The organism is Paenibacillus sp. EC2-1 (assembly GCF_049311625.1).
Taxonomy (GTDB): domain Bacteria; phylum Bacillota; class Bacilli; order Paenibacillales; family Paenibacillaceae; genus Paenibacillus_AQ.
Map to the genome: position 1 here is coordinate 4,782,501 of NZ_CP186006.1, position 20,455 is coordinate 4,802,955.

General features: G+C 44.0%; 32 protein-coding genes and 1 pseudogene (1 of these 33 running past the window's edge). 2 read left to right on the forward strand and 31 right to left on the reverse strand.

Annotation, left to right across the window (positions count from 1 at the left end; all coding sequences use genetic code 11):
• Positions 1 to 268 carry the 3' portion of a polysaccharide deacetylase family sporulation protein PdaB gene (gene pdaB, locus ACK8P5_RS22520; RefSeq protein ID WP_422658432.1) on the forward strand. Its footprint begins 536 nt before the window's first position, so 268 of the gene's 804 nt are visible here — the last part of the coding sequence; its start codon lies beyond the left edge, outside the window; its stop codon occupies positions 266 to 268.
• Positions 269 to 316: 48 nt separating this feature from the next.
• Here the strand turns inward: pdaB and ACK8P5_RS22525 are convergent, their stop codons facing one another.
• Entirely contained in the window at positions 317 to 910 is a 594-nt protein-coding gene (locus tag ACK8P5_RS22525) for a KinB-signaling pathway activation protein (RefSeq protein WP_422658433.1), read from the reverse strand.
• 127 nt (positions 911 to 1,037) lie between these two features.
• Between ACK8P5_RS22525 and gerD the strand changes: the two genes are divergently transcribed.
• A complete protein-coding gene (gene gerD / locus ACK8P5_RS22530; protein ID WP_422658434.1) occupies positions 1,038 to 1,745 on the forward strand; it encodes a spore germination lipoprotein GerD in 708 nt (235 codons plus the stop codon).
• Positions 1,746 to 1,810: 65 nt separating this feature from the next.
• Here the strand turns inward: gerD and ACK8P5_RS22535 are convergent, their stop codons facing one another.
• The 30 genes and pseudogenes from ACK8P5_RS22535 to rpsQ form a co-directional block, all read right to left on the reverse strand.
• A complete protein-coding gene (locus ACK8P5_RS22535) occupies positions 1,811 to 2,896 on the reverse strand; it encodes a P-loop NTPase (RefSeq protein WP_422661553.1) in 1,086 nt (361 codons plus the stop codon).
• A 70-nt stretch (positions 2,897 to 2,966) separates the two neighbouring features.
• Positions 2,967 to 3,740, reverse strand: coding sequence for an N-acetylmuramoyl-L-alanine amidase CwlD (gene cwlD, locus ACK8P5_RS22540; RefSeq protein ID WP_422658435.1), 774 nt, complete (start codon positions 3,738 to 3,740; stop codon positions 2,967 to 2,969).
• A 70-nt stretch (positions 3,741 to 3,810) separates the two neighbouring features.
• Positions 3,811 to 4,992, reverse strand: a complete 1,182-nt coding sequence (gene sat, locus ACK8P5_RS22545) for a sulfate adenylyltransferase (RefSeq protein ID WP_422658436.1) — start codon at positions 4,990 to 4,992, stop codon at positions 3,811 to 3,813.
• A 53-nt stretch (positions 4,993 to 5,045) separates the two neighbouring features.
• On the reverse strand, positions 5,046 to 5,738 hold the full coding sequence (locus ACK8P5_RS22550) for a phosphoadenylyl-sulfate reductase (protein ID WP_422658437.1): 693 nt from the start codon (positions 5,736 to 5,738) through the stop codon (positions 5,046 to 5,048).
• A 167-nt stretch (positions 5,739 to 5,905) separates the two neighbouring features.
• The gene (locus tag ACK8P5_RS22555) at positions 5,906 to 6,823 is read right to left on the reverse strand and encodes a DUF3298 domain-containing protein (RefSeq protein ID WP_422658438.1); all 918 of its coding nucleotides are present in this window, start codon (positions 6,821 to 6,823) and stop codon (positions 5,906 to 5,908) included.
• Entirely contained in the window at positions 6,820 to 7,383 is a 564-nt protein-coding gene (locus ACK8P5_RS22560) for an RNA polymerase sigma factor (RefSeq protein WP_422658439.1), read from the reverse strand. The genes ACK8P5_RS22555 and ACK8P5_RS22560 overlap by 4 nt, the downstream gene beginning before the upstream one ends.
• A gap of 247 nt (positions 7,384 to 7,630) precedes the next feature.
• Positions 7,631 to 8,023: a 30S ribosomal protein S9 gene (gene rpsI, locus ACK8P5_RS22565; protein WP_054956038.1), complete on the reverse strand. Its 393-nt coding sequence runs from the start codon at positions 8,021 to 8,023 to the stop codon at positions 7,631 to 7,633.
• Positions 8,024 to 8,042: 19 nt separating this feature from the next.
• Positions 8,043 to 8,480: a 50S ribosomal protein L13 gene (rplM, locus tag ACK8P5_RS22570; RefSeq protein WP_422658440.1), complete on the reverse strand. Its 438-nt coding sequence runs from the start codon at positions 8,478 to 8,480 to the stop codon at positions 8,043 to 8,045.
• 290 nt (positions 8,481 to 8,770) lie between these two features.
• The gene (truA, locus tag ACK8P5_RS22575) at positions 8,771 to 9,568 is read right to left on the reverse strand and encodes a tRNA pseudouridine(38-40) synthase TruA (protein WP_422658441.1); all 798 of its coding nucleotides are present in this window, start codon (positions 9,566 to 9,568) and stop codon (positions 8,771 to 8,773) included.
• 423 nt (positions 9,569 to 9,991) lie between these two features.
• Positions 9,992 to 10,357 carry a 50S ribosomal protein L17 gene (gene rplQ, locus ACK8P5_RS22580; RefSeq protein ID WP_379243997.1) on the reverse strand — a complete coding sequence of 122 codons (366 nt, stop codon included), beginning with the start codon at positions 10,355 to 10,357 and terminating at the stop codon, positions 9,992 to 9,994.
• A gap of 33 nt (positions 10,358 to 10,390) precedes the next feature.
• Positions 10,391 to 11,335, reverse strand: a complete 945-nt coding sequence (locus ACK8P5_RS22585) for a DNA-directed RNA polymerase subunit alpha (protein WP_054956042.1) — start codon at positions 11,333 to 11,335, stop codon at positions 10,391 to 10,393.
• A 131-nt stretch (positions 11,336 to 11,466) separates the two neighbouring features.
• Positions 11,467 to 11,862 carry a 30S ribosomal protein S11 gene (rpsK, locus tag ACK8P5_RS22590; protein WP_054956043.1) on the reverse strand — a complete coding sequence of 132 codons (396 nt, stop codon included), beginning with the start codon at positions 11,860 to 11,862 and terminating at the stop codon, positions 11,467 to 11,469.
• Between the two features lie 19 nt (positions 11,863 to 11,881).
• Complete coding sequence (rpsM, locus tag ACK8P5_RS22595) at positions 11,882 to 12,250, reverse strand: 30S ribosomal protein S13 (RefSeq protein WP_054956044.1); 369 nt, start codon at positions 12,248 to 12,250, stop codon at positions 11,882 to 11,884.
• A gap of 18 nt (positions 12,251 to 12,268) precedes the next feature.
• Positions 12,269 to 12,382, reverse strand: a complete 114-nt coding sequence (gene rpmJ / locus ACK8P5_RS22600; RefSeq protein ID WP_003333770.1) for a 50S ribosomal protein L36 — start codon at positions 12,380 to 12,382, stop codon at positions 12,269 to 12,271.
• 154 nt (positions 12,383 to 12,536) lie between these two features.
• On the reverse strand, positions 12,537 to 12,752 hold the full coding sequence (gene infA / locus ACK8P5_RS22605; RefSeq protein WP_028559500.1) for a translation initiation factor IF-1: 216 nt from the start codon (positions 12,750 to 12,752) through the stop codon (positions 12,537 to 12,539).
• A 2-nt stretch (positions 12,753 to 12,754) separates the two neighbouring features.
• A pseudogene (locus ACK8P5_RS22610) lies at positions 12,755 to 13,061 on the reverse strand (KOW motif-containing protein).
• Positions 13,062 to 13,070: 9 nt separating this feature from the next.
• A complete protein-coding gene (gene map, locus ACK8P5_RS22615; protein ID WP_422658442.1) occupies positions 13,071 to 13,823 on the reverse strand; it encodes a type I methionyl aminopeptidase in 753 nt (250 codons plus the stop codon).
• A 5-nt stretch (positions 13,824 to 13,828) separates the two neighbouring features.
• Positions 13,829 to 14,473: an adenylate kinase gene (locus ACK8P5_RS22620; protein ID WP_422658443.1), complete on the reverse strand. Its 645-nt coding sequence runs from the start codon at positions 14,471 to 14,473 to the stop codon at positions 13,829 to 13,831.
• 82 nt (positions 14,474 to 14,555) lie between these two features.
• Positions 14,556 to 15,854, reverse strand: a complete 1,299-nt coding sequence (gene secY, locus ACK8P5_RS22625; protein ID WP_422658444.1) for a preprotein translocase subunit SecY — start codon at positions 15,852 to 15,854, stop codon at positions 14,556 to 14,558.
• Positions 15,854 to 16,294, reverse strand: a complete 441-nt coding sequence (rplO, locus tag ACK8P5_RS22630) for a 50S ribosomal protein L15 (RefSeq protein WP_422658445.1) — start codon at positions 16,292 to 16,294, stop codon at positions 15,854 to 15,856. Before rplO ends, secY begins: the two co-directional genes overlap by 1 nt.
• A 42-nt stretch (positions 16,295 to 16,336) precedes the next feature.
• On the reverse strand, positions 16,337 to 16,522 hold the full coding sequence (gene rpmD, locus ACK8P5_RS22635) for a 50S ribosomal protein L30 (protein WP_422658446.1): 186 nt from the start codon (positions 16,520 to 16,522) through the stop codon (positions 16,337 to 16,339).
• A gap of 12 nt (positions 16,523 to 16,534) precedes the next feature.
• Positions 16,535 to 17,032, reverse strand: a complete 498-nt coding sequence (rpsE, locus tag ACK8P5_RS22640; RefSeq protein ID WP_422658447.1) for a 30S ribosomal protein S5 — start codon at positions 17,030 to 17,032, stop codon at positions 16,535 to 16,537.
• A gap of 26 nt (positions 17,033 to 17,058) precedes the next feature.
• Positions 17,059 to 17,427 carry a 50S ribosomal protein L18 gene (gene rplR / locus ACK8P5_RS22645; RefSeq protein WP_422658448.1) on the reverse strand — a complete coding sequence of 123 codons (369 nt, stop codon included), beginning with the start codon at positions 17,425 to 17,427 and terminating at the stop codon, positions 17,059 to 17,061.
• Between the two features lie 113 nt (positions 17,428 to 17,540).
• Positions 17,541 to 18,083 (reverse strand): 50S ribosomal protein L6, encoded by a 543-nt coding sequence (rplF, locus tag ACK8P5_RS22650; protein WP_422658449.1) that lies wholly within the window; start codon positions 18,081 to 18,083, stop codon positions 17,541 to 17,543.
• Positions 18,084 to 18,112: 29 nt separating this feature from the next.
• Complete coding sequence (rpsH, locus tag ACK8P5_RS22655; RefSeq protein ID WP_007132557.1) at positions 18,113 to 18,511, reverse strand: 30S ribosomal protein S8; 399 nt, start codon at positions 18,509 to 18,511, stop codon at positions 18,113 to 18,115.
• A gap of 33 nt (positions 18,512 to 18,544) precedes the next feature.
• Positions 18,545 to 18,730, reverse strand: a complete 186-nt coding sequence (locus ACK8P5_RS22660) for a type Z 30S ribosomal protein S14 (protein ID WP_013312154.1) — start codon at positions 18,728 to 18,730, stop codon at positions 18,545 to 18,547.
• A gap of 39 nt (positions 18,731 to 18,769) precedes the next feature.
• Complete coding sequence (gene rplE, locus ACK8P5_RS22665) at positions 18,770 to 19,312, reverse strand: 50S ribosomal protein L5 (RefSeq protein ID WP_422658450.1); 543 nt, start codon at positions 19,310 to 19,312, stop codon at positions 18,770 to 18,772.
• Between the two features lie 30 nt (positions 19,313 to 19,342).
• Complete coding sequence (gene rplX / locus ACK8P5_RS22670) at positions 19,343 to 19,696, reverse strand: 50S ribosomal protein L24 (protein ID WP_422658451.1); 354 nt, start codon at positions 19,694 to 19,696, stop codon at positions 19,343 to 19,345.
• Between the two features lie 56 nt (positions 19,697 to 19,752).
• Positions 19,753 to 20,121 carry a 50S ribosomal protein L14 gene (rplN, locus tag ACK8P5_RS22675; protein WP_422658452.1) on the reverse strand — a complete coding sequence of 123 codons (369 nt, stop codon included), beginning with the start codon at positions 20,119 to 20,121 and terminating at the stop codon, positions 19,753 to 19,755.
• A gap of 36 nt (positions 20,122 to 20,157) precedes the next feature.
• Positions 20,158 to 20,424 carry a 30S ribosomal protein S17 gene (rpsQ, locus tag ACK8P5_RS22680; RefSeq protein WP_036589437.1) on the reverse strand — a complete coding sequence of 89 codons (267 nt, stop codon included), beginning with the start codon at positions 20,422 to 20,424 and terminating at the stop codon, positions 20,158 to 20,160.
• Between the last annotated feature and the right edge of the window lie 31 nt (positions 20,425 to 20,455).

Below are 20,455 nucleotides of genomic sequence, written 5' to 3' on the forward strand. Positions count from 1 at the left end.
CTCTCAAGACTGGAAGAACATTGGCGTTGATAAAATTGTTGATCGTGTCGTATCCAAAGCACATCCAGGCGATATCGTTTTACTCCATGCTAGTGACTCCTCTTTACAGACACATGAAGCTCTTCCCAAAATCATTGATGAGCTGCGTAGACAAGGTTATGAATTCGTAACTGTTACAGACCTACTCCAGCAAAGCACCGCTAAGGGATCTGAAGTACGTGATCAGGCCATGCTTCAAAAAAACATAAATGATGCAGCTGGATTATAAGGAACCTTATATATCTATGAGTCCTTAATAAAAAAAGAGCTAATTTGATTAGCTCTTTTTTTGATCCTGTGTAACTTTATGAAGCGTCAACATCTGGTAAGCATTACACGCAAGCAACGGGATAATGATAAATACAGTAGCATTGTTAACCCCGATCTTTAGTACCCCGATTATCTCAAGGATTGTTACTGCGAGCATGAAGAACATTGTTGGTATGAGTGCATTGATGTTGGTGAACTTCACTTTGAAATATGTAACAACAACTGCAGTAATTAAGATTCCTATTCCTAACGTAAGATCCCAGCCGAGATTCTTCTCTCCGCCTACAAATGTACGCAGGAACATAAGCTCTAGTAGCGCTAGTACAGAGAGTACAATTTGTACATACTGCCACGTCTTTCTTTTAAACACACCAATGCCCATATAGTTCAAGGTAAGGTAAGCGAAGAATCCCAATTGTGAATAAACGCTTACAAGTGCTCCATACCCGAACAATATTAACGGAAATATGAGCATGTCCACTGTACCCTTAAACTCAATGGTACCTGTGGTGAACTGTAATATCAGTCCTGCAACAACCGCCCCTATAGCTCCAACGAGCATCGTCTTCCAAAACAACCTTGCCCACTTGCGTAAGCTCAAATGCTTCCACCCCCATTAAGACATTATTTTACCAACGTTCACAATAAAAAACCATTCCCGCTTCGACATATTTCTTCGTTTACATCACATACTATCTTTAGCATTCACCTAAAGGAGGACAACGGTAATGAAGTGGCCGTTATTTCGTTTATGTATTATTTTCTGCGGAACTACCGCGCTGCTTACCGCGTGCGGTTCGGACCAGGCATCTTCCCAACAGCAATTCGGCTATAAAGAAATGAAAACCATGGTGGTTGATATTTTAAAAAGCGATGAAGGAAAAAAGGCGGTAGAAGAAGCTCTCGGTGGATCTGGAGCCTCAAGTGGAGGCGGATCGATGAACATGAAAATGATGTCAGCTCAATCCGGTGAGCAGATCCGAACCGCTGTAAAAGATACTCTCGTCTCCGAAGAGTACAAGAAAGAGCTTGAAAAAATTATGACTGACCCTAAATTTGCGGGTGAATTCGCCAAAGCGATAAACTCAGAGAGCAAACAGCTCCACATGCAGCTTATCAAAGATCCAACGTATCAAAAGTCAATACAGGAGATTATGAAGTCCCCAGAGATGATGAAATCGTTTCTTGACTTAACCAAAACTCCAGACTATCGCAAGCAATCCATGACTATTATGCAAGAAGCGATGCAAAACCCGCTTTTCCGTATGGAAGTACTTGAACTACTTAAATCTGTCGTAAAAGACGAACTGCAGCCTTCCGTTGAGAAGAAGGGGCAACAAGGCGGACAGGGAGAACAGCAAGGCGGACAAGGGGGAGGATCCGGAAACGAGGAAAAAGGAAAAGAACAAGGTGGAGCTGGCGGCGGGAATAGCTAAGTCCCTTTATTAACAAAAAAGCTCCCTTCAATTAGGGAGCTTTTTCTCTATAGTAATTGAAGTCTTTATGATGCCGTTCTTTCACATTTGCTGGCAATTCGCACAGCTATTTCATCGTATATATTCGCGCTCTCTGTACCCGACTTATACACAGATGGAGAGAAATCTGGATCTGCCATAAGGTTATCTGGTGCTCTTAGAGGCAATTGTCCTAGCAACTCCGTATGAAGTGTCTCCGCTAGCATTCCTCCACCCCCACGTCCAAAGACATAGTCTTTTTCCCCGCAGTGCGAACAGCTGTAGTACGACATGTTCTCCACAACTCCAAGAATCTCATGGTCTGTCTGAATCGCCATAGCCCCTGCACGAGCTGCTACAAATGCAGCTGTAGCATGAGGGGTAGTCACAATAATCTCCCGGCTCTGCGGTATCATCTGGTGAACATCTAGAGCTACATCACCTGTACCCGGTGGGAGATCAAGTAGCATATAGTCGAGGTCACCCCAAGCTACATCTTCGAAGAATTGACGCAGCATTTTACCAAGCATCGGTCCACGCCATACAACTGGACTATTCTCACGAATGAAAAATCCCATAGACATTACCTTAACGCCAAAACGTTCAACAGGGATAATGACACCCTCGTCTGTTACGTTGGGTCCTTCCTCGATCCCCATCATATCAGGCACACTGAAGCCGTAAATATCAGCATCAATCAGCCCTACCTTTTTGCCTTGACGGGCTAAGGCTGTTGCTAAGTTAACGGTAACGGTTGATTTACCAACTCCACCTTTACCACTCGCGATTGCAATAAAATGAACTCCAGAATTTTCACTTAAAAGTGTATTATTCTGCATTCCGGCAGCATGTCCCTTTGTAAGTTTCTCATCGTCGTTCGGATCTTCTTGTTCTGTATTCACTAGAGGGCGCATCCGAATATGAATGTCTTGAGCACCAATGGCTTGAAGAAGTTCCCTAATCTGTCCATCAAGTTGTGCTCGATCCTCTTCATTGCTATACGTTACTGATAATCTAACTGTACTATCCTTTACCACAATATCGCGAATTCGTTGCAACGCAATCAGGCTTTCCCCTGTCTCAGGATCCTGTATTGGCTGTAGAATCTCCTGTACCTGCTCTCTGCTTATCAGCATGACAATCAGCACCTCGGCTCTATGTAATGGCTTTATCTGAATGTTTCAATTCTTAACTAGTATACCACTAGTTCGCCTTCTCTGACGACTGATTCACGCGTTCTCCTGACATATAGCGTAAAATGCCTTTGTACACAGAAGCAGCTACTTTTCTCTGGTATTTCTCATCACGAAGTAATTCCGACTCTTGGGGATGTGAAAGAAAACCTACTTCTACAAGCGCTGATGGAATTTGCAATGCTTGCAGTAGGAACACTTTATTATCCGTTTTGGCCATGCGATCCGTATTCTCGAGGTTATGCCTAATTTCGTTCTGGATCAATTCAGCTAAACTTTTACTCTCCCCGTTATTAGGCGGATAAAAAGTCTGTGCTCCCCTCCAACGATTAGAAGGTATGCTGTTTAGATGAATAGTTAAAAACATATCTGCGCGATTATCCTCGATGAGCCGAACACGTTTTTTCAAATCCTCTGTTTTCCGTTTAGAGTACCCTTTCGTTTCAGGTGCAGCTAAATCGTAGTCTCCTTCTCTTGTCAGCACGACAAGCGCCCCAGCTTGCTGAAGATAATCACGTAAATAAAGAGTTACAGCAAGATTGATATCTTTCTCAATGATTCCTTGCTTGCTGACGGCACCCCCATCAGGTCCTCCATGGCCTGCATCAAGTGCAATTACTTTACCTGCGAGCGGTAGATTCCAGTACTTGACCGTTTTTGCACTAGGAATCTCATACGTTATGACAGCTAACAATAGAGCGAACAAGGCAAGACCAAAGAAGGTTTGCTTTATTCGTCTCCAAGATATCCACAAAGTTACCTTGTCAGATCGCTGTTTGGACATAAAAAATCCACCTCGTCCCATGAGTGTTGTAATTCATGCATATGGGACAAGGCGGAGAAATATACCCTCTTTATACAGTTGTATGTTCCATTGTTTGTTCCTTCATACCCTCAATCAAAATTTGAGCCACCTCAGGGCGTGTAAATTCTGGAGGTGGGCATTTGCCTTCTCGGAGAAGTCCTCTCACTTTTGTGCCAGATAAGGTCAAATGATGTTCTTTATCATGGGGACAAGTTTTACTAGAGGCCATGTTACCACAAACCGTACAGAAAAAACTATGTTCAAAAAAGAGAGGTGTTATATCCAGCTCCTCTGGAGTGAAGTTACTAAATATCTCTTGAGCTTCGTACGTCCCATAATAATCGCCTACGCCAGCATGGTCACGACCAACAATAAAATGGGTGCAGCCGTAATTTTTACGGACAATCGCATGGAATATAGCTTCTCTAGGACCGGCATATCGCATCGCTGCAGGGAATACACCGAGGAACGTTCGGTTGGCAGGATAATAGTGTTCAAGAAGTTTTAAATAACTTCTCATACGCACATCAGCGGGTACATCATCCGATTTCGTCTCACCGACAAGTGGATTCAAAAAGAGAGCATCCACGATCTCCATTGCACTTTTTTGGATATACTCATGTGCACGGTGAACCGGATTTCTTGTCTGAAACCCAACGACTGTCTTCCAACCCTGCTCTTGAAAGTGTGCTCTTGTCTGAGCAGGATCATAATAAAACTGTCCAAACTTCTCAGGGACTGGTCTTTGAATAACCTCGATAGGTCCTCCGACGTAAATAGGGGATTTTTCGAACAGCTTTTGAACACCAGGATGTTCCGGATCATCGGTTTTGAACACTTGAATGGCTTCTTCACGCTGATCAACACGGTAAATGCTTTCTATGCGAATGGTAGCATACACGATGCTATCTTTATCCCCTACGAGAGCAACTTGTTCCCCCACGGAAAGTTGATTAGCTGTCAGCTCATCTACGGATAAAGTAATGGGGATGCTCCACACTGTACCATTAGCCAATCTCATAGAACTTATTACCGACTTGTAGTCATCTTCATTTAAAAATCCTTCTAATGGCGAAAAAGCTCCTACAGCAATGAGGTCCAAATCTGAAATGGTCCAAGTATTCACTGGAATTTGCTTTAGTGTATGGGCTGCATTGATTAATTCATCACGTCTATGTTCAGGCACTAATCTTTGAATTAATTGCCCCCCATGCGGCTGAATGGATGTCATGAATATTCCTCCCCGTGTTTTTTTATTGTTACTCCATGTTTTTAATAATAACGTTATTTATGAAGACCACATTCTGTCTTTTCGTTACCAGCCCAGCGACCTGCCCGTGGATCTTCACCAGGGAGAACTTCACGTGTGCAATAATTACAGCCGATACTAGGAAAATTACGATCATGTAGTGGGTTGTAAATGATATCATTGGAGCGAATATACTGCCATACATCTTCACTCGTCCAATCTGCAATCGGATTAAATTTGACGAGACCAAATTTACTGTCATATTCAACCTTTTTGGAATTAGCACGCGTTGGCGCTTGGTCGCGACGTATTCCAGTGATCCAAGCATCATACTGAGATAAAATGCGGGTCAACGGTTCAACTTTTCTTATGCCACAACATTGATTGGGATCAACACTCCATAATGAATCTCCATATTGAAGCGTCTGTTCCTCCGGGGTAATTAAAGGGGAAACCCGAACAAATTCCATCCCGTACTTAGCCTCTATTCGATCACGGGTATCGTAGGTTTCTTGGAAGTGAAAGTCAGTATCTAGATAAAAAATATCCGTTGATGGACTAATTCTCTGTACCATATCCACCAATACCACGTCTTCAGCTCCAAAGCTACACGCAAAAGTAATGTTGGGAAATGCTTCAATAGCTTGCGTAATAATGTCCTCAGCTGTAGCTTGTTCGAAACTAATGGCTTTTTCATTAATCCATTGCTCTTTTTCAAGTAAATTCAACGTAATGCCCCTCCCTCATTACAATCCCTTTAAATCCTACATTAATAGTATGAATTAAGTACAGTATAGATCATTTCTATTTATTGTCAACATGTGGTGGGGTGAAAACAGAAAAAAAAACCTCTTCCACAGTGGAAAAGGCTCTTTTATTATTCTAAGTTCAATTATTATTTGTGCTTCGGAATTTCAAATTCCTGAATGCCCGCATATTCCGGTGCAATGATATACTTATCAAACACTAAGACAGGGTTACCAGCCTCATTAATATAGAACTGCTGGTTGTCCTCAATTCCCTTGGGCCCTTTTGAGGCAAAGAACTCCTCATAGTAATCCAGAAGATTCTTATCCTTTTGGGCACGCTCTTTTACTTGACGTTCTATCTCACGATTTGCAATCTGTTTGAAATTGTCACCCAAAAGATCTTGAAGTGTAATATCCTTACCAGTCTTAAGATCAATGTTATACATATACAGTGTTACATACTCGGATTTTTCCGGAACACCCATCTCATCAAGATACTTTTGAGTTGTATTATTACGTTCTGTTTGCGTTATAACAAATGAAAGAATATCCTGATTGTTACTGTGGACTTCGTAATCAAACTCATATGTCATTGGTATATACTCGGACTCTTTGTTACCGGCGGCCAAATAGTTCTTTTTATATTCTGCTGCGTATGCTTCTGCTTCTGCAGTTAAGGTTTCAATTTTTTTGGAGATCTCGGAATTAATCCGTTGTTCTAGTTCTTTATTTGAAGAATCTGAAAAGGCTGGCATTTTGACATGTGTTTCATTCGCATCTCGTGAAAGCGTGTATTCACTAATGGTGACAACTTTTGCAATGCTGTTCAAGATCGGAATATTAGACATGGAAGATGCGAAGACCGTACTCGTATTCACCATAATAACAAATGCGAAGCAAGCAGCAACGGGAATCAAGGTATATTTCATTTTGGATAATTTCTTATTATTCATAGGTTCAACATCCTTTTCTTTATGGGCCGTTTCAAGCACTCTTTGTCTTATTTCTTCTTTATTGACTAGGTTATCTTCTAATAGTTTTTTCATCATCTCTTTTTCAGTCATAATTGTGCACCTTCCTGACCAAATTTTTCTCTTATTTCTCGAGTAGTACGATATAACCTGGTTTTCACTGTAGATTCATGAAGCTTAAGCACTCGAGCGATTTCCGCAATGGTCATATCAGCATAATAGAAGAGTAAAAAGACTTTCTGAATACCTTGAGGTTTGTTTTTTAAATAACACCAGATCTGATCCAACGTTTCCCGATGGAGCACTTGAGACTCTAAGGAATTTACAAATGTATCACTCTTTAAATCGGCTACATTGTATTCTTCGTCATCATCCTTTTCCTTAAAAAGGGGAATCACGTTTCTTAATTTATCTTGGAATCTATATCGATTCGATAAGTTTGATTTCGCGACGCGAATGACATACGCTTCAGGATTTTGGATATATTCAGTTCCCTTTTCAGCAAGGATTCGATAAATTGATAAGTATGTTTCTTGCAAAATATCAGAGATATCCTGCGTGTTACTACATTTGCATGTAACGTAGATGAGACATGCCTGATAAGTATCATCGTAAATTTTGTTGAATACACCGTCGACGGTTTCGCGCTCCACTCTCTCACCTCCAATACTATTGAAGAGCAAACGGACTGTTAAATTGTTTCAGGTAAAAAATTACACATGCTACTCATATGTAAACACAAGTAAAAGGCCCCTGCTCATGTAGAGGAGCCTCTTACCTGTATTTATTAATTTAATAATTTACATACCTTGAATTCACGAATTTGAGTTAATGAACTCATATACATAAATAAAAAACAGCCTGTTCCACCAATGGTGAAACAGGCTGTATACGTTGATATTAACGTTTGGAGAACTGAGGTGCGCGACGAGCCGCTTTAAGACCGTATTTTTTACGCTCTTTCATACGAGGGTCACGAGTCAGGAATCCTGCTTTTTTCAATGAACCACGGAATTCAGGGTCAGCTTTCAGCAATGCACGGGAGATCCCGTGACGGATTGCTCCAGCTTGACCAGAAATACCGCCACCATGAGCGATGACAAGAACGTCATATTTGCCCAGAGTTTCAGTCAGGTTCAAAGGTTGTTTAACGATCAGTTTGAGTGTTTCCAAACCGAAGTATTCATTGATGTCACGTTTATTAATGACAATTCGTCCTTCACCCGGTACAAGGCGAACACGTGCTACCGAGTGCTTACGACGACCTGTCCCATAGTATTGTACTTGTGCCATGAAACTGTCCTCCTTTTAATTAACCGCGAAGTTCGTAAACTTCTGGTTTTTGAGCTTCGTGTGGATGTGCTGTGCCTGCATAAGCTTTGAGTCTCAGCTTCATTTTATCGCCCATACGGGTTTTTGGAAGCATACCATGAACCGCGCTTTCGATCACGCGCTCAGGGAATTTTTTAATCATGTCTTCAGCTACAGTCACCTTCAAACCACCTGGATGCATGGAGTGACGATAGTATTTCTTGTTACTCATTTTCTTACCAGTCAGGTGAATTTTCTCAGCGTTGATTACTACAACGAAATCCCCTGTATCCACATGTGGAGTAAATTGAGGCTTATGTTTGCCGCGGATAAGAGCAGCAACTTCACTTGCCAAGCGGCCAAGCGTTTTGCCTTCGGCATCAACGATGTACCAAGAACGCTCAACTTCATTTGGCTTAGCCATATAGGTCGTACGCATGTATAGTTCCTCCTTGTTTTCATCCGAAAATCTGTGTCAAATTTTCTTCATCTATCTTCGATCGTATGTCTAACATTTTTAAAGTGATGGATTGTTCTCGGCATTTTCTTAACCGGGGCTGTGGGAGAGCCGTTAAGAAAACACAACTTATATAATACAGGAACAACCCCTAAATCGCAAGCGATTTTTTAGGTAAACATCACGTATTTTTACTGGATTCATTGAACAGGATCCCAAAAAGATCGAATACGGTTTGTCCTTCAATATTAAGACTTTATGATTACAATAATTTAGGTCAAATCATTGTATTCGAAAGAGGATAGATCGTATTCAACATCCCAAAGCATAAGACCTGTCCCCATTGCGGTAGGACCGGCTGCTGCCCGGTTCTTGGCTTCGAGTATCGCCTTGATACTCTCAGGTGTTCGTTTTCCTTCTCCCACTTCCATAAGCGTCCCCATAATAATCCTCACCATATGCTGTAAAAAGCCACTCCCCGTAACATACGTATGAACGATTCCCTGATCTCTGCTATCAGGACGACACGAAGTTGTATCCGTCTCAATCCAAGCATCAAAAATTGTCCGTATATGCGATGGTTTCGTAGATTTTCGTGAAGCAAATGTTGTGAAATCATGGGTACCGATTAGGTAGCGCAGCCCTTCTTCCATGGCAGCAATATTGAGCTTGCCATGATGATGAAATTGATACCTGCGGTTAAACAGATCAGGAAACTGATTGGCATTAATCGTATACCGATACGTTTTTCGCTTCGCTTCCCGTCGAGAGTGAAATTCAAGTGGTACTTCCATCGCATCTGTAACGACGATATCCTGAGGTAGCCTCGAATTAAGTGCAATGCACCAACGCTCTACTGGAATCTTAGACCCCGTATAGAAATTGAACACCTGGCCTCGTGCATGAACACCTGCATCCGTACGACCAGAAGCGGTAATCTTTAAACGCTCTCCTGAGAGTTGTTCAATCGCATCCTCGAGTAGATCCTGTATCGTGTTTCCACCAGGCTGAGTCTGAAATCCATTGTAGTTGGTTCCGTCGTAACTGACTTTCATCAGAAGATTGCGCATGGTTCCCTCCTGGTTCACTTCCTTGAATCTGCTACCGAAGCAGACACAACTTCGCCGTCCATATTAGGACGGCTTATGTGTAACATGATCGAATAGAAGAATTACTTCTATATCTAAAAAAGAGCCCCCAAGGAGCTCCTTTTCATCATGCTAGCCGATCCCTAATTGTCAGCCGCATGACTAGAAGGCCCTCGCATACGATGCCCTGGGGTAGCCGAGATGAGTCGGAAGCCGACTTGATCCATCTCGAACCACGACCCGATTGGATAGGCTGCACAAGTTATCCTATTGGATAAACTAGTGTAGAGCCGGGCATACATAACTACAGTCGCTTCAGAATGCAGTGCTCACTTCCTTGAGTATGTTAAGATGCAGAACCATCCTATCATGATATCAAAGTGTGATCTAACGGGATCGAGTTAACTACGCGCGGTCAACCAGTTCCAAGTAAACCATTGGAGCTGCATCGCCACGACGAGGTCCTAGTTTAAGGATACGAGTGTATCCACCTGGACGCTCGGAGTAACGAGGCGCGATTTCGGAGAACAATTTTTGGATTGCATCTTGCTCTCCATCAACAGTCTCACGACGAACGAATGCTGCTACTTGACGACGAGAATGCAAATCATTACGTTTTGCCTTCGTGATCAGTTTTTCAGCGATCGAGCGAACTTCTTTAGCTTTCGCCTCAGTCGTTTGAATACGCTCATATAGGAACAGGTCGGTTACCAGGTCACGGAACAACGCTTTACGCGCACTGGAGTCGCGGCCCAACTTTTGGTATGCCATGTGTTTTCCCTCCTTTGCTAAAACAATCTAAAACTATTCTTCCGTACGGAGTCCTAAACCAAGCTCTTCGAGCTTCTCTTGAACTTCTTCCAAGGATTTGCGGCCCAAGTTACGAACCTTCATCATATCCTCTTCCGTTTTCGTAGTTAGCTCTTGTACCGTGTTAATACCGGCACGCTTGAGGCAGTTATAGGAACGAACAGAGAGATCTAGCTCTTCGATCGTCATTTCAAGCACTTTTTCTTTCTTGTCTTCTTCTTTTTCGACCATAATTTCAGCATCTTTCGCTTCGTCAGTTAGACCAACGAATAAGAACAAATGCTCAGTCAAAATTTTAGCGCCGAGGCTGACAGCCTCTTCTGGTCGAATGCTTCCATCCGTCCAGATTTCGAGTGTCAACTTATCGTAGTTGGTTACTTGACCAACACGCGTATTTTCTACACCGTAGTTCACACGGCTAATCGGCGTGTAGATCGAATCGACGGGAATGACGCCGATAGGCTGGTCATCGCGTTTGTTCCGATCCGCCTGGACATAGCCACGACCGCGACTCGCAAAAATACGCATGTGAAGTCTCGCACCAGGGCCGAGCGTTGCAATGTGAAGATCCGGATTAAGGATTTCAACATCGCTATCCGCACGAATGTCACCAGCGGTAACAACCCCTTCGCCTTCGGCATCAATTTCGAACACTTTTTCTTCATCGGAATGAATCTTCAGCGACAAAGCTTTAAGGTTCAAAATGATTTCAGTCACGTCTTCCATGACACCAGGAATTGTGGAGAATTCATGTAGAACACCATCAATCTGAACAGATGTAACGGCTGCGCCAGGCAGCGAGGACAGCAGGATGCGGCGAAGTGAATTCCCCAGCGTCGTGCCATATCCACGCTCTAACGGTTCTACAATGAATTTTCCATAGGTTCCTTCTTCATTGACATCAACGGTCTCAATTTTCGGCTTTTCGATTTCAATCACGCAAGTACCCCTCCTTCAAACGTCGCTCCTATATGAAACTGTCATCTTATCCAGTAATCCATGTAGTATGCCTAAACAACCATTCTTAGCAGATTGCACCGGATTTATACCACATTAACAGGATGACTTCATTATACGCGACGACGTTTTGGTGGGCGGCATCCGTTATGTGGAATCGGTGTTACGTCTTTAATGAGGTTAACTTCCAGACCAGCTGCTTGCAGAGAACGAATCGCTGCTTCACGGCCAGCACCTGGGCCTTTAACCATAACTTCCACTGCCTTCATACCATGCTCCATTGCAGCTTTAGCAGCTGTTTCAGCAGCCATTTGTGCAGCAAATGGAGTAGACTTACGGGAACCTTTGAATCCCATGCCGCCGGAGCTCGCCCAAGAAATAGCATTTCCGTGGGGATCCGTAATGGTTACGATCGTATTGTTGAACGTGGAACGAATATGAGCCACGCCAGATTCGATATTTTTGCGGTCACGACGTTTAGTACGTACGACTTTTTTTGGTTTAGCCATTGTTTGTTATCCCCCTTTCCTATTTCTTCTTGTTCGCTACCGTACGACGAGGACCTTTCCGTGTACGAGCATTAGTTTTAGTACGTTGTCCACGAACTGGCAAGCCACGACGGTGACGAACACCACGATAGCAGCCAATCTCAGTCAAACGTTTAATATTCAAGGAAATTTCACGACGCAGGTCGCCTTCTACCTTAACCATTTTGTCGATCGTTTCACGCAATTTACCAACTTCATCTTCCGTCAGATCACGAACACGAGTGTCCGGATTGATGCCTGCTTCTTTGATAATTTTCTGGGAAGTCGTTTTACCGATTCCGAAAATGTAAGTCAAGGCGATCTCAACGCGTTTGTCACGTGGCAAATCCACACCAGCTATACGAGCCATTACGCTACACCCCCTTCTTTAACCTTGTTTTTGTTTGTGTTTCGGATTTTCACAGATAACCATTACATTCCCTTTGCGGCGAATGACTTTGCATTTTTCGCAAATAGGCTTCACAGAAGGTCTCACCTTCATGTTAATTACCTCCTCAAAGTTTTACGTGTGTAAAACCAGCTTCGAAAACTAGACTTTTGTTTTGCTAGCAGCAAAACTGTTCGTAACCGCTGCTGAGTTTTACTTCAGTAAAACCGCTTCGCAGCTTTCCTTTATTCCCCAGGGGAACGATATACTATTTACGGTACGTAATACGACCTTTGGTCAAATCGTATGGTGATAATTGTATGACCACTTTGTCACCTGTAAGGATGCGGATAAAGTGCATCCGCAATTTCCCGGAAACGTGAGCGAGAATTTGATGACCATTCTCAAGCTCGACTTTAAATGTTGCATTCGGCAACGGTTCGATAACCGTACCTTCAACTTCAATGACATCTTCCTTGGCCACAGTTATTCTCCTTTCTGATCAACACTTGGATTCGTCGGATAAAAACTTGGCTACGGCGAACCGCAGCTTTCCATTCGTTACCCGACCGCTTTCTTGCAAACTGTTTACAACCTCACTACTAATGAATGGTTGGGGTTGCAGGTGAAGAAGGCTCTTCTTCTTCGCCTGATCAAACTTACGTTTGTTCCCATCCGCAATATTAACAAACTTGCTGTCTTCTATCGAAACGACAATGGCGTACTGATCAGCATCTCTGCCTCTCAATATCTTAACGACCTGACCAATCTCTATTGTGTTTGGTTTATTCAAATCAATCACCTAATCAGCCAGCTTCGTCAAAATTTCCATACCGTCTTCGGTCACCGCTACCGTATGCTCGAAGTGAGCACATAGTGAGCCATCAACCGTAACGACTGTCCAATTGTCTTCCAGCGTCTTAACATTGCGCTTACCGGCGTTAACCATTGGCTCTATCGCCAGTACCATACCTGGTTTGAGTCTAGGTCCTCGGTCAGGAATGCCATAGTTCGGAATTTGCGGATCTTCATGCAGATCGGTGCCCACACCATGCCCCACATATTCTCGGACAACAGAGAATCCTGCATCTTCGATATGACGTTGAATGGCATGAGAGATTGTAAACAAGCGGACATCGGGTTTGATTAGCGCAAGTCCGGCAAAGAGAGAACCTTCTGTTACATCCAGCAATCGCTGAGCTTCATCGGTAATCTTCCCTACAGGGTAGGTCCATGCCGAGTCACCGTGGTAACCCTGATACTGTGCACCGATATCAAACGTAACGATATCGCCTTCGATTAATTTGCGTTTGCTTGGAAATCCATGCACCAATTCTTCATTAACTGATGCGCAAATGCTGGAAGGAAATCCGTTGTAGCCTTTGAAAGACGGCAAAGCGCCTTGGCTGCGAATGAAACGGTCGGCCATATGATCGAGTTCCCCGGTTGTAATGCCGGGTTCAATGTGCGCAGAAAGGAGTTTGTGACACTCGGCCACAATCCTACCTGCCTCTCTCATCAAGCCCAGTTCCTTATCGGATTTACAAATGATCATTACACTTAACCTCGCAGTACGGACGCAATTTCAGCGGAAACCGCGCCGATTTCCTGATCACCATCAATTTGACGCAGAAGACCTTGTTTCTCATAAAACGTGAGGAGTGGTGCAGTTTTGTTGATATATTCGTCCAAGCGAATGCCTACGCTCTCTTCGTTGTCGTCGGAGCGTTGATACAATTCACCGCCGCATTTATCACAAATGCCTTCCTGCTTAGGCGGATTAAAGATCACATGATAAGTTGCGCCGCAGTTCTTACAGATGCGTCGTCCAGTAAGACGAGCCATCAGTTTCTCGCGGTCAACTTTCAGGTTGATGACATGATCAAGACGAGTATTCAAGCGGGCTAGAATGTCATCCAGCGCTTCCGCTTGCGAAAGGGTTCTTGGAAAACCGTCCAATAAAAAACCTTTTTCGCAATCGGACTGCTGCAGTCTTTCAGCCACAATACCAATTGTCACATCATCTGGTACCAGCAGACCTTGATCCATGAATTCTTTTGCTTTAATCCCAATAGGAGTTCCTTGTTTAATCGCCAAACGAAACGCGTCGCCTGTAGAAATATGAGGAATGCTGAATTCATTGACAATGGTTTCTGCTTGTGTTCCTTTACCTGCCCCAGGAGGGCCCATGAATAAGATGTTCACCTTAGTCCCTCCTCCTGCCTTATAGTAAGAACAGCACAATAGGTGCCGGAAGCAGAATTGACCACTAACCGGAACCTATCGACTATTTATTAATAAATCCTTTGTAATGGCGTTTGATCAATTGGCTTTCGATCTGCTTCATCGTATCCAGTGCAACACCGACTACGATCAGCAAGGATGTACCACCGATTTGAACCGTACGCGGAAGGCCAGCAAGCGCTCCGAAGAATACTGGAAGCACTGAGATAACAGCCAGGAAAATAGCTCCTGTCATAGTCAAACGAGTCATAACTCGAGTCAGATACTTCTCGGTAGCTTTACCAGGACGAATACCTGGTACATAGCCGCCATTCTTCTTCATGTTGTCAGCCATCTGGTTTGGATTCATCTGCACAAATGTGTAGAAGAAGGTGAAACCAATGATCATAACTACATAGAGGACCATACCCAGTGGTTTATCATATGCAAGGTTAGTGGTTACCCACTTCGCCCATGCGTGTGTAGACCAGAAGCTTGCAAGAATAACAGGGAACTGAAGCAGAGACATTGCAAAGATAACCGGAATGACGCCAGCGCCATTGATTTTCAGTGGAATGTGTGTGTTCTGTCCACCATACATCTTGTTACCTACAACACGTTTAGCATATTGAACCGGGATTTTGCGAATACCTTGCTGGATAAACACAACACCGACTACGATCAAGACGAGTACCAGAAGGATAATAATAGCCTTCAGAATATTCAAGAAAGTCTGACTGTCTTGAATGAAATTCGACTCAACTGTTGTACGGATATGCATTGGAATTCCCGCAGCGATACCTGCAAAGATAATAATTGAGATACCGTTACCGATTCCGCGTTCCGTGATCTGTTCTCCCAGCCACATCAAGAATGATGTACCAGCTGTCAAAACGATCGCGATAACGAGGTAATCAACGAAGGTAGCATTCGGAATCATTTCGGTACCGTAAAGACGGTTAAATCCGATTGACATACCGAAGGCCTGAATCAAGCCCAACACTACCGTACCATAACGGGTGATTTGAGCCAACTGCTTTTTACCGTGTTCCCCTTGTTTGGCCCATTCCGCAAATTTCGGAATGACGTCCATCGACAGCAACTGTACGATAATGGACGATGTAATATATGGAAATATCGAGAGGGCGAAAATTGAGAATTGCTGAAGTGCGCCCCCCGAAAACGTGTTGAGTAGACCGAACAATTCGTTACCTGCTTGATTCGATTGAGTAAACACATCTTTGTTCACACCAGGAACTGGTACGAACGATCCGATACGAAAAATAATCAATACAAACAGGGTGAACAAAATTCGCTTACGAAGATCATCGACACGCCATATATTTTTCAGGGTCTTAAACATTAGATCACCTCGGTTTTACCGCCGGCAGCCTCGATCTTCTCTACCGCAGATTGAGAGAACTTATTAGCTTTTACAGACAATTTCACGGTTACTTCACCGTTGCCAAGAATTTTGATGCCGCTCTTCGTATTGTTTACGATTCCGCTCTCGACCAAAACTTCTGGAGTTACTTCAGTACCTTCTGCAAAGCTGTTCAGTTCTTCGATGTTCACAATCGCGTACTCTTTACGAGTTGGATTCACAAAACCGCGTTTAGGCAGACGACGATACAGCGGGTTTTGACCGCCTTCGAAGCCTGGACGTACACCACCGCCTGAACGGGAGTTTTGTCCTTTGTGACCTCGACCTGATGTTTTACCCGTACCACTACTTGGTCCGCGACCAACGCGTTTGCGCTCTTTACGGGATCCTGGGGCTGGGCTCAGCTCATGTAACTTCATCGTTCGTTGCACCTCCTTAATGTATCCGGGTTAATCCCGGGACTAACCTTCGATTTCTTGAACAGAAACCAGGTGATTTACCTTCTTGATCATACCGCGAATGGCTGGATCGTCATTATGAACCACAGAATGGTTGATTTTACGCAATCCAAGTGTTTTCACGGTCACACGCTGATCTTCCGGACGTCCGATCACGCTGCGCACGAGGGTGATTTCAAGTTTAGCCATGAGATTCCCTCCTTAACCCAACAGCTCTTCGACGGATTTGCCGCGAAGCTTGGCAACTTCTTCAATACGTTTCAGACGGGACAACCCTTCTAAAGTCGCATTGACCATATTCATGGAGTTCGAAGAACCTAGGGATTTTGTCAAAATGTCGCCTACGCCAGCCAGTTCAAGTACTGCACGAACTGGTCCGCCGGCAATTACTCCGGTACCTTCTGATGCTGGCTTCAAAAGAACTCGGCCTGCACCAAAGTGACCTGTAACGAGGTGAGGAATTGTTGTTCCAACCAAAGGAACATGAATCAGGTTTTTCTTAGCATCTTCGATGGCTTTGCGGATTGCATCCGGTACTTCGCCAGCTTTACCAATACCTGCTCCAACCCAACCTTTGCCATCACCGACAACTACCAATGCGCTAAAGCTGAAACGGCGTCCGCCTTTTACAACCTTAGCAACGCGGTTAATATTTACAACTTTTTCAGTCAGTTCTAAAGTGTTAGGATCTACACGCAAGTCGTTTACCTCCTTTTGAAAATGTCTTAGAATTCAAGGCCTGCTTCGCGAGCTGCTTCAGCCAGTGCTTGAATACGTCCGTGATACAAGTATCCACCACGATCGAATACGATCGATTTATAACCTTTGTCTACTGCACGTTTTGCAACGAGCTCTCCGACTTTACGAGCGGACTCAACGCTTCCGCCGTTCTTGATGTCGCTGCTCAAATCTTTATCTAATGTAGAAGCCGATGCCAAAGTCACGCCGGCCACGTCATCGATCAGTTGAGCGTAAATGTGTTTCGAAGAACGGAACACATTCAGACGTGGACGTTCTGCAGTGCCTTGAATTTTCTTACGCACACGCAGGTGTCTTTTCAAACGAGCTTTGTTTTTGTCTTGTTTCGTGATCATGCTTCCCTTTCACTCCCTTCAGTTTTGCCTTAACAGCTTCACTTTAAGACTCATGGGGTAAGTAAGGACAAACAGGTTAGCAAGCCTCCCGGGCTGCCCCGAGAACCGCCACCTTATTTCTTCTTACCGGCCTTACCTTCCTTACGGATAATGCGTTCACCTTCGTACTTAATACCTTTACCTTTATACGGCTCAGGCTCACGTACGGAACGGATTTTAGCAGCGTATGCACCTACGCGCTCTTTATCGATTCCTCTTACAGTGATCTTCGTGTTGGAAGGTACTTCAAACTCGATTCCTGGCTCAGGAGTAATTTCAACTGGGTGGGAGTAACCCACGTTCAGAACGATTTTATCTCCGGATTTACTTGCACGGTATCCGACACCAACCAGTTCAAGGTTTTTCGCGAATCCTTCAGTCACGCCGCTTACCATGTTCGAGACAACGCTGCGGGTCGTGCCGTGAAGAGAACGATGAGTTTTGTTGTCGGAAGGCCGAACAACAGTGATTTCGTTGTTTTCTACTGTAATCTGCATGTCTTTATGCAGTTCACGAGTCAAGGTACCTTTAGGTCCTTTTACCGTGATAACAGTGTTATCCAGTGTGACATCCACACCGCTTGGGATTGCAATTGGTTTACGACCAATACGGGACATTCATTGCACCTCCTATCTTGTGACGTTTATTACCATACGTAGCAGAGAACTTCTCCGCCGGCTTTGGCTTGACGAGCTTCTTTGTCGGTCATAACTCCCTTAGATGTGGAGATAATCGCGATACCCAGTCCGCCGAGAACACGAGGTACTTCATTACTCTTCGTGTACACGCGTAGACCTGGTTTACTAATTCTTTTCAGACCTGTAATGACGCGTTCGTTGTTGGAACCATATTTCAAGAAAACACGAATGATTCCTTGTTTGTTATCTTCCACAAATTCCGCATCACGGATGAAACCTTCACGCTTCAAGATATCAGCGATTTGTTTCTTAATCGTCGAAGCAGGCATTTCTACTGTCTCGTGACGCACTGTGTTAGCGTTACGAATACGAGTAAGCATATCTGCAATTGGATCGGACATAGTCATGTGTGGTAAACCTCCTTCCCGGTTATAAACTTCTTACCAGCTTGCTTTTTTCACGCCAGGAATCTGGCCTTTATAAGCTAATTCACGGAAACAAATTCTGCAAATTTTAAACTTCTGCAGTACCGAATGTGGACGACCACAACGCTCGCAACGGGTATATGCCCGTACCTTAAACTTAGGTGTGCGTTGTTGTTTAACTTTCATCGAAGTTTTTGCCACTTAGCCTGACACCTCCTAAATAGTTTCGGAGAAACCGTCTTATTTCGCGAAAGGCATACCCAATTGAGTAAGCAATTCACGGGACTCTTCGTCAGTTTTAGCCGTTGTAACGATAACGATATCCATACCACGAACTTTATCTACTTGATCGTACTCAATCTCAGGGAAAATGAGTTGTTCTTTCAAACCGAGGGTATAGTTACCACGTCCGTCGAAAGCTTTTGTAGATACGCCATGGAAGTCGCGTACGCGTGGAAGCGTTACGTTGAACAACTTATCGAGGAAGTAATACATACGCTCACCGCGCAGTGTTACCTTAACGCCGATTGGCATATTCTCACGTAGTTTGAATCCGGCGATGGATTTCTTCGCACGGGTGATAACTGGTTTTTGACCAGCGATCAATTGCATGTCGCTCACAGCGGAATCAAGTACTTTTGAGTTAGCTACTGCGTCACCTACACCCATGTTGATGACAACTTTCTCAATTTTAGGAACTTGCATAACCGTCTTATAGTTGAACTTCTGCATCAAGGCAGGAGTGACTTCGTTAAGAAAACGTTCTTTCATTCTGATTGCCATGATTCAAGGACCTCCTTTCTACACTTCTTATTAATCGATTGATTCTCCGGATTTCTTAGCGATACGGACTTTCTTACCGTTGTCCAGTACTTTGTAACCGATACGGGTTACATTTCCGCTCTTAGGATCAACGTGCATCACGTTCGAAACATGAATCGGAGCTTCTTGCTCGATGATACCGCCTTGCGGGTTTTGTTGGTTAGGCTTCTGATGCTTCTTCATCATGTTTACACCTTCCACCAAAACGCGGTTCTCACGAGGATACGCTGCGATGACACGGCCTTTTTTGCCTTTGTCTTTACCGCTGATCACAATAACTGTATCGTCTTTTTTAACGTGCAGTTTATTGTTGTGGGATTCCAGAACTTTTTTCACTCTAGGCATTCGTTACACCTCCTGGGGCTTGACTGGGCAAGCATAACTTATCTCAATCATACCGATTAGATTACTTCCGGAGCCAAGGAAACGATTTTCATGAAGTCTCTCTCGCGAAGTTCGCGAGCAACTGGTCCGAAAATACGAGTTCCACGTGGGCTTCTGTCTTCTTTAACAACTACCGCTGCGTTTTCGTCAAATGCAATGTAAGATCCGTCTTTACGACGAACGGAACGCTTCGTACGAACGACAACCGCTTTAACTACATCACCTTTTTTGACAACGCCGCCTGGTGTTGCTTGTTTGACGGAGCATACGATCAAATCACCGATCTGAGCTGTACGGCGACCTGTACCACCCAATACGCGGATACACATCAGTTCCTTCGCACCGGAGTTGTCGGCAACAGCCAAACGAGTAAATGGTTGAATCATTGAAATTTCCTCCTTTCGGGAAAACTGATTACATCTTTAGATGATTACCGCTTTCTCTACAACTTCAACCAGTCTCCAGCGTTTGTCTTTGGAGAGCGGACGAGTTTCCATGATTTTAACGGTATCTCCGATTTGAGCCGTGTTGTTCTCATCATGCGCTTTAAATTTTTTCGTGTACTTAATGCGCTTGTGATACAAGTTATGCTTCTTATAGGTTTCAACAGCTACAACGATGGTTTTATCCATTTTGTCGCTGACAACTTTACCAATTTGCACTTTACGAGCATTGCGTTCTTCGCTCATTGTGTTGGCCTCCTTCCTGAATTCAGACGGC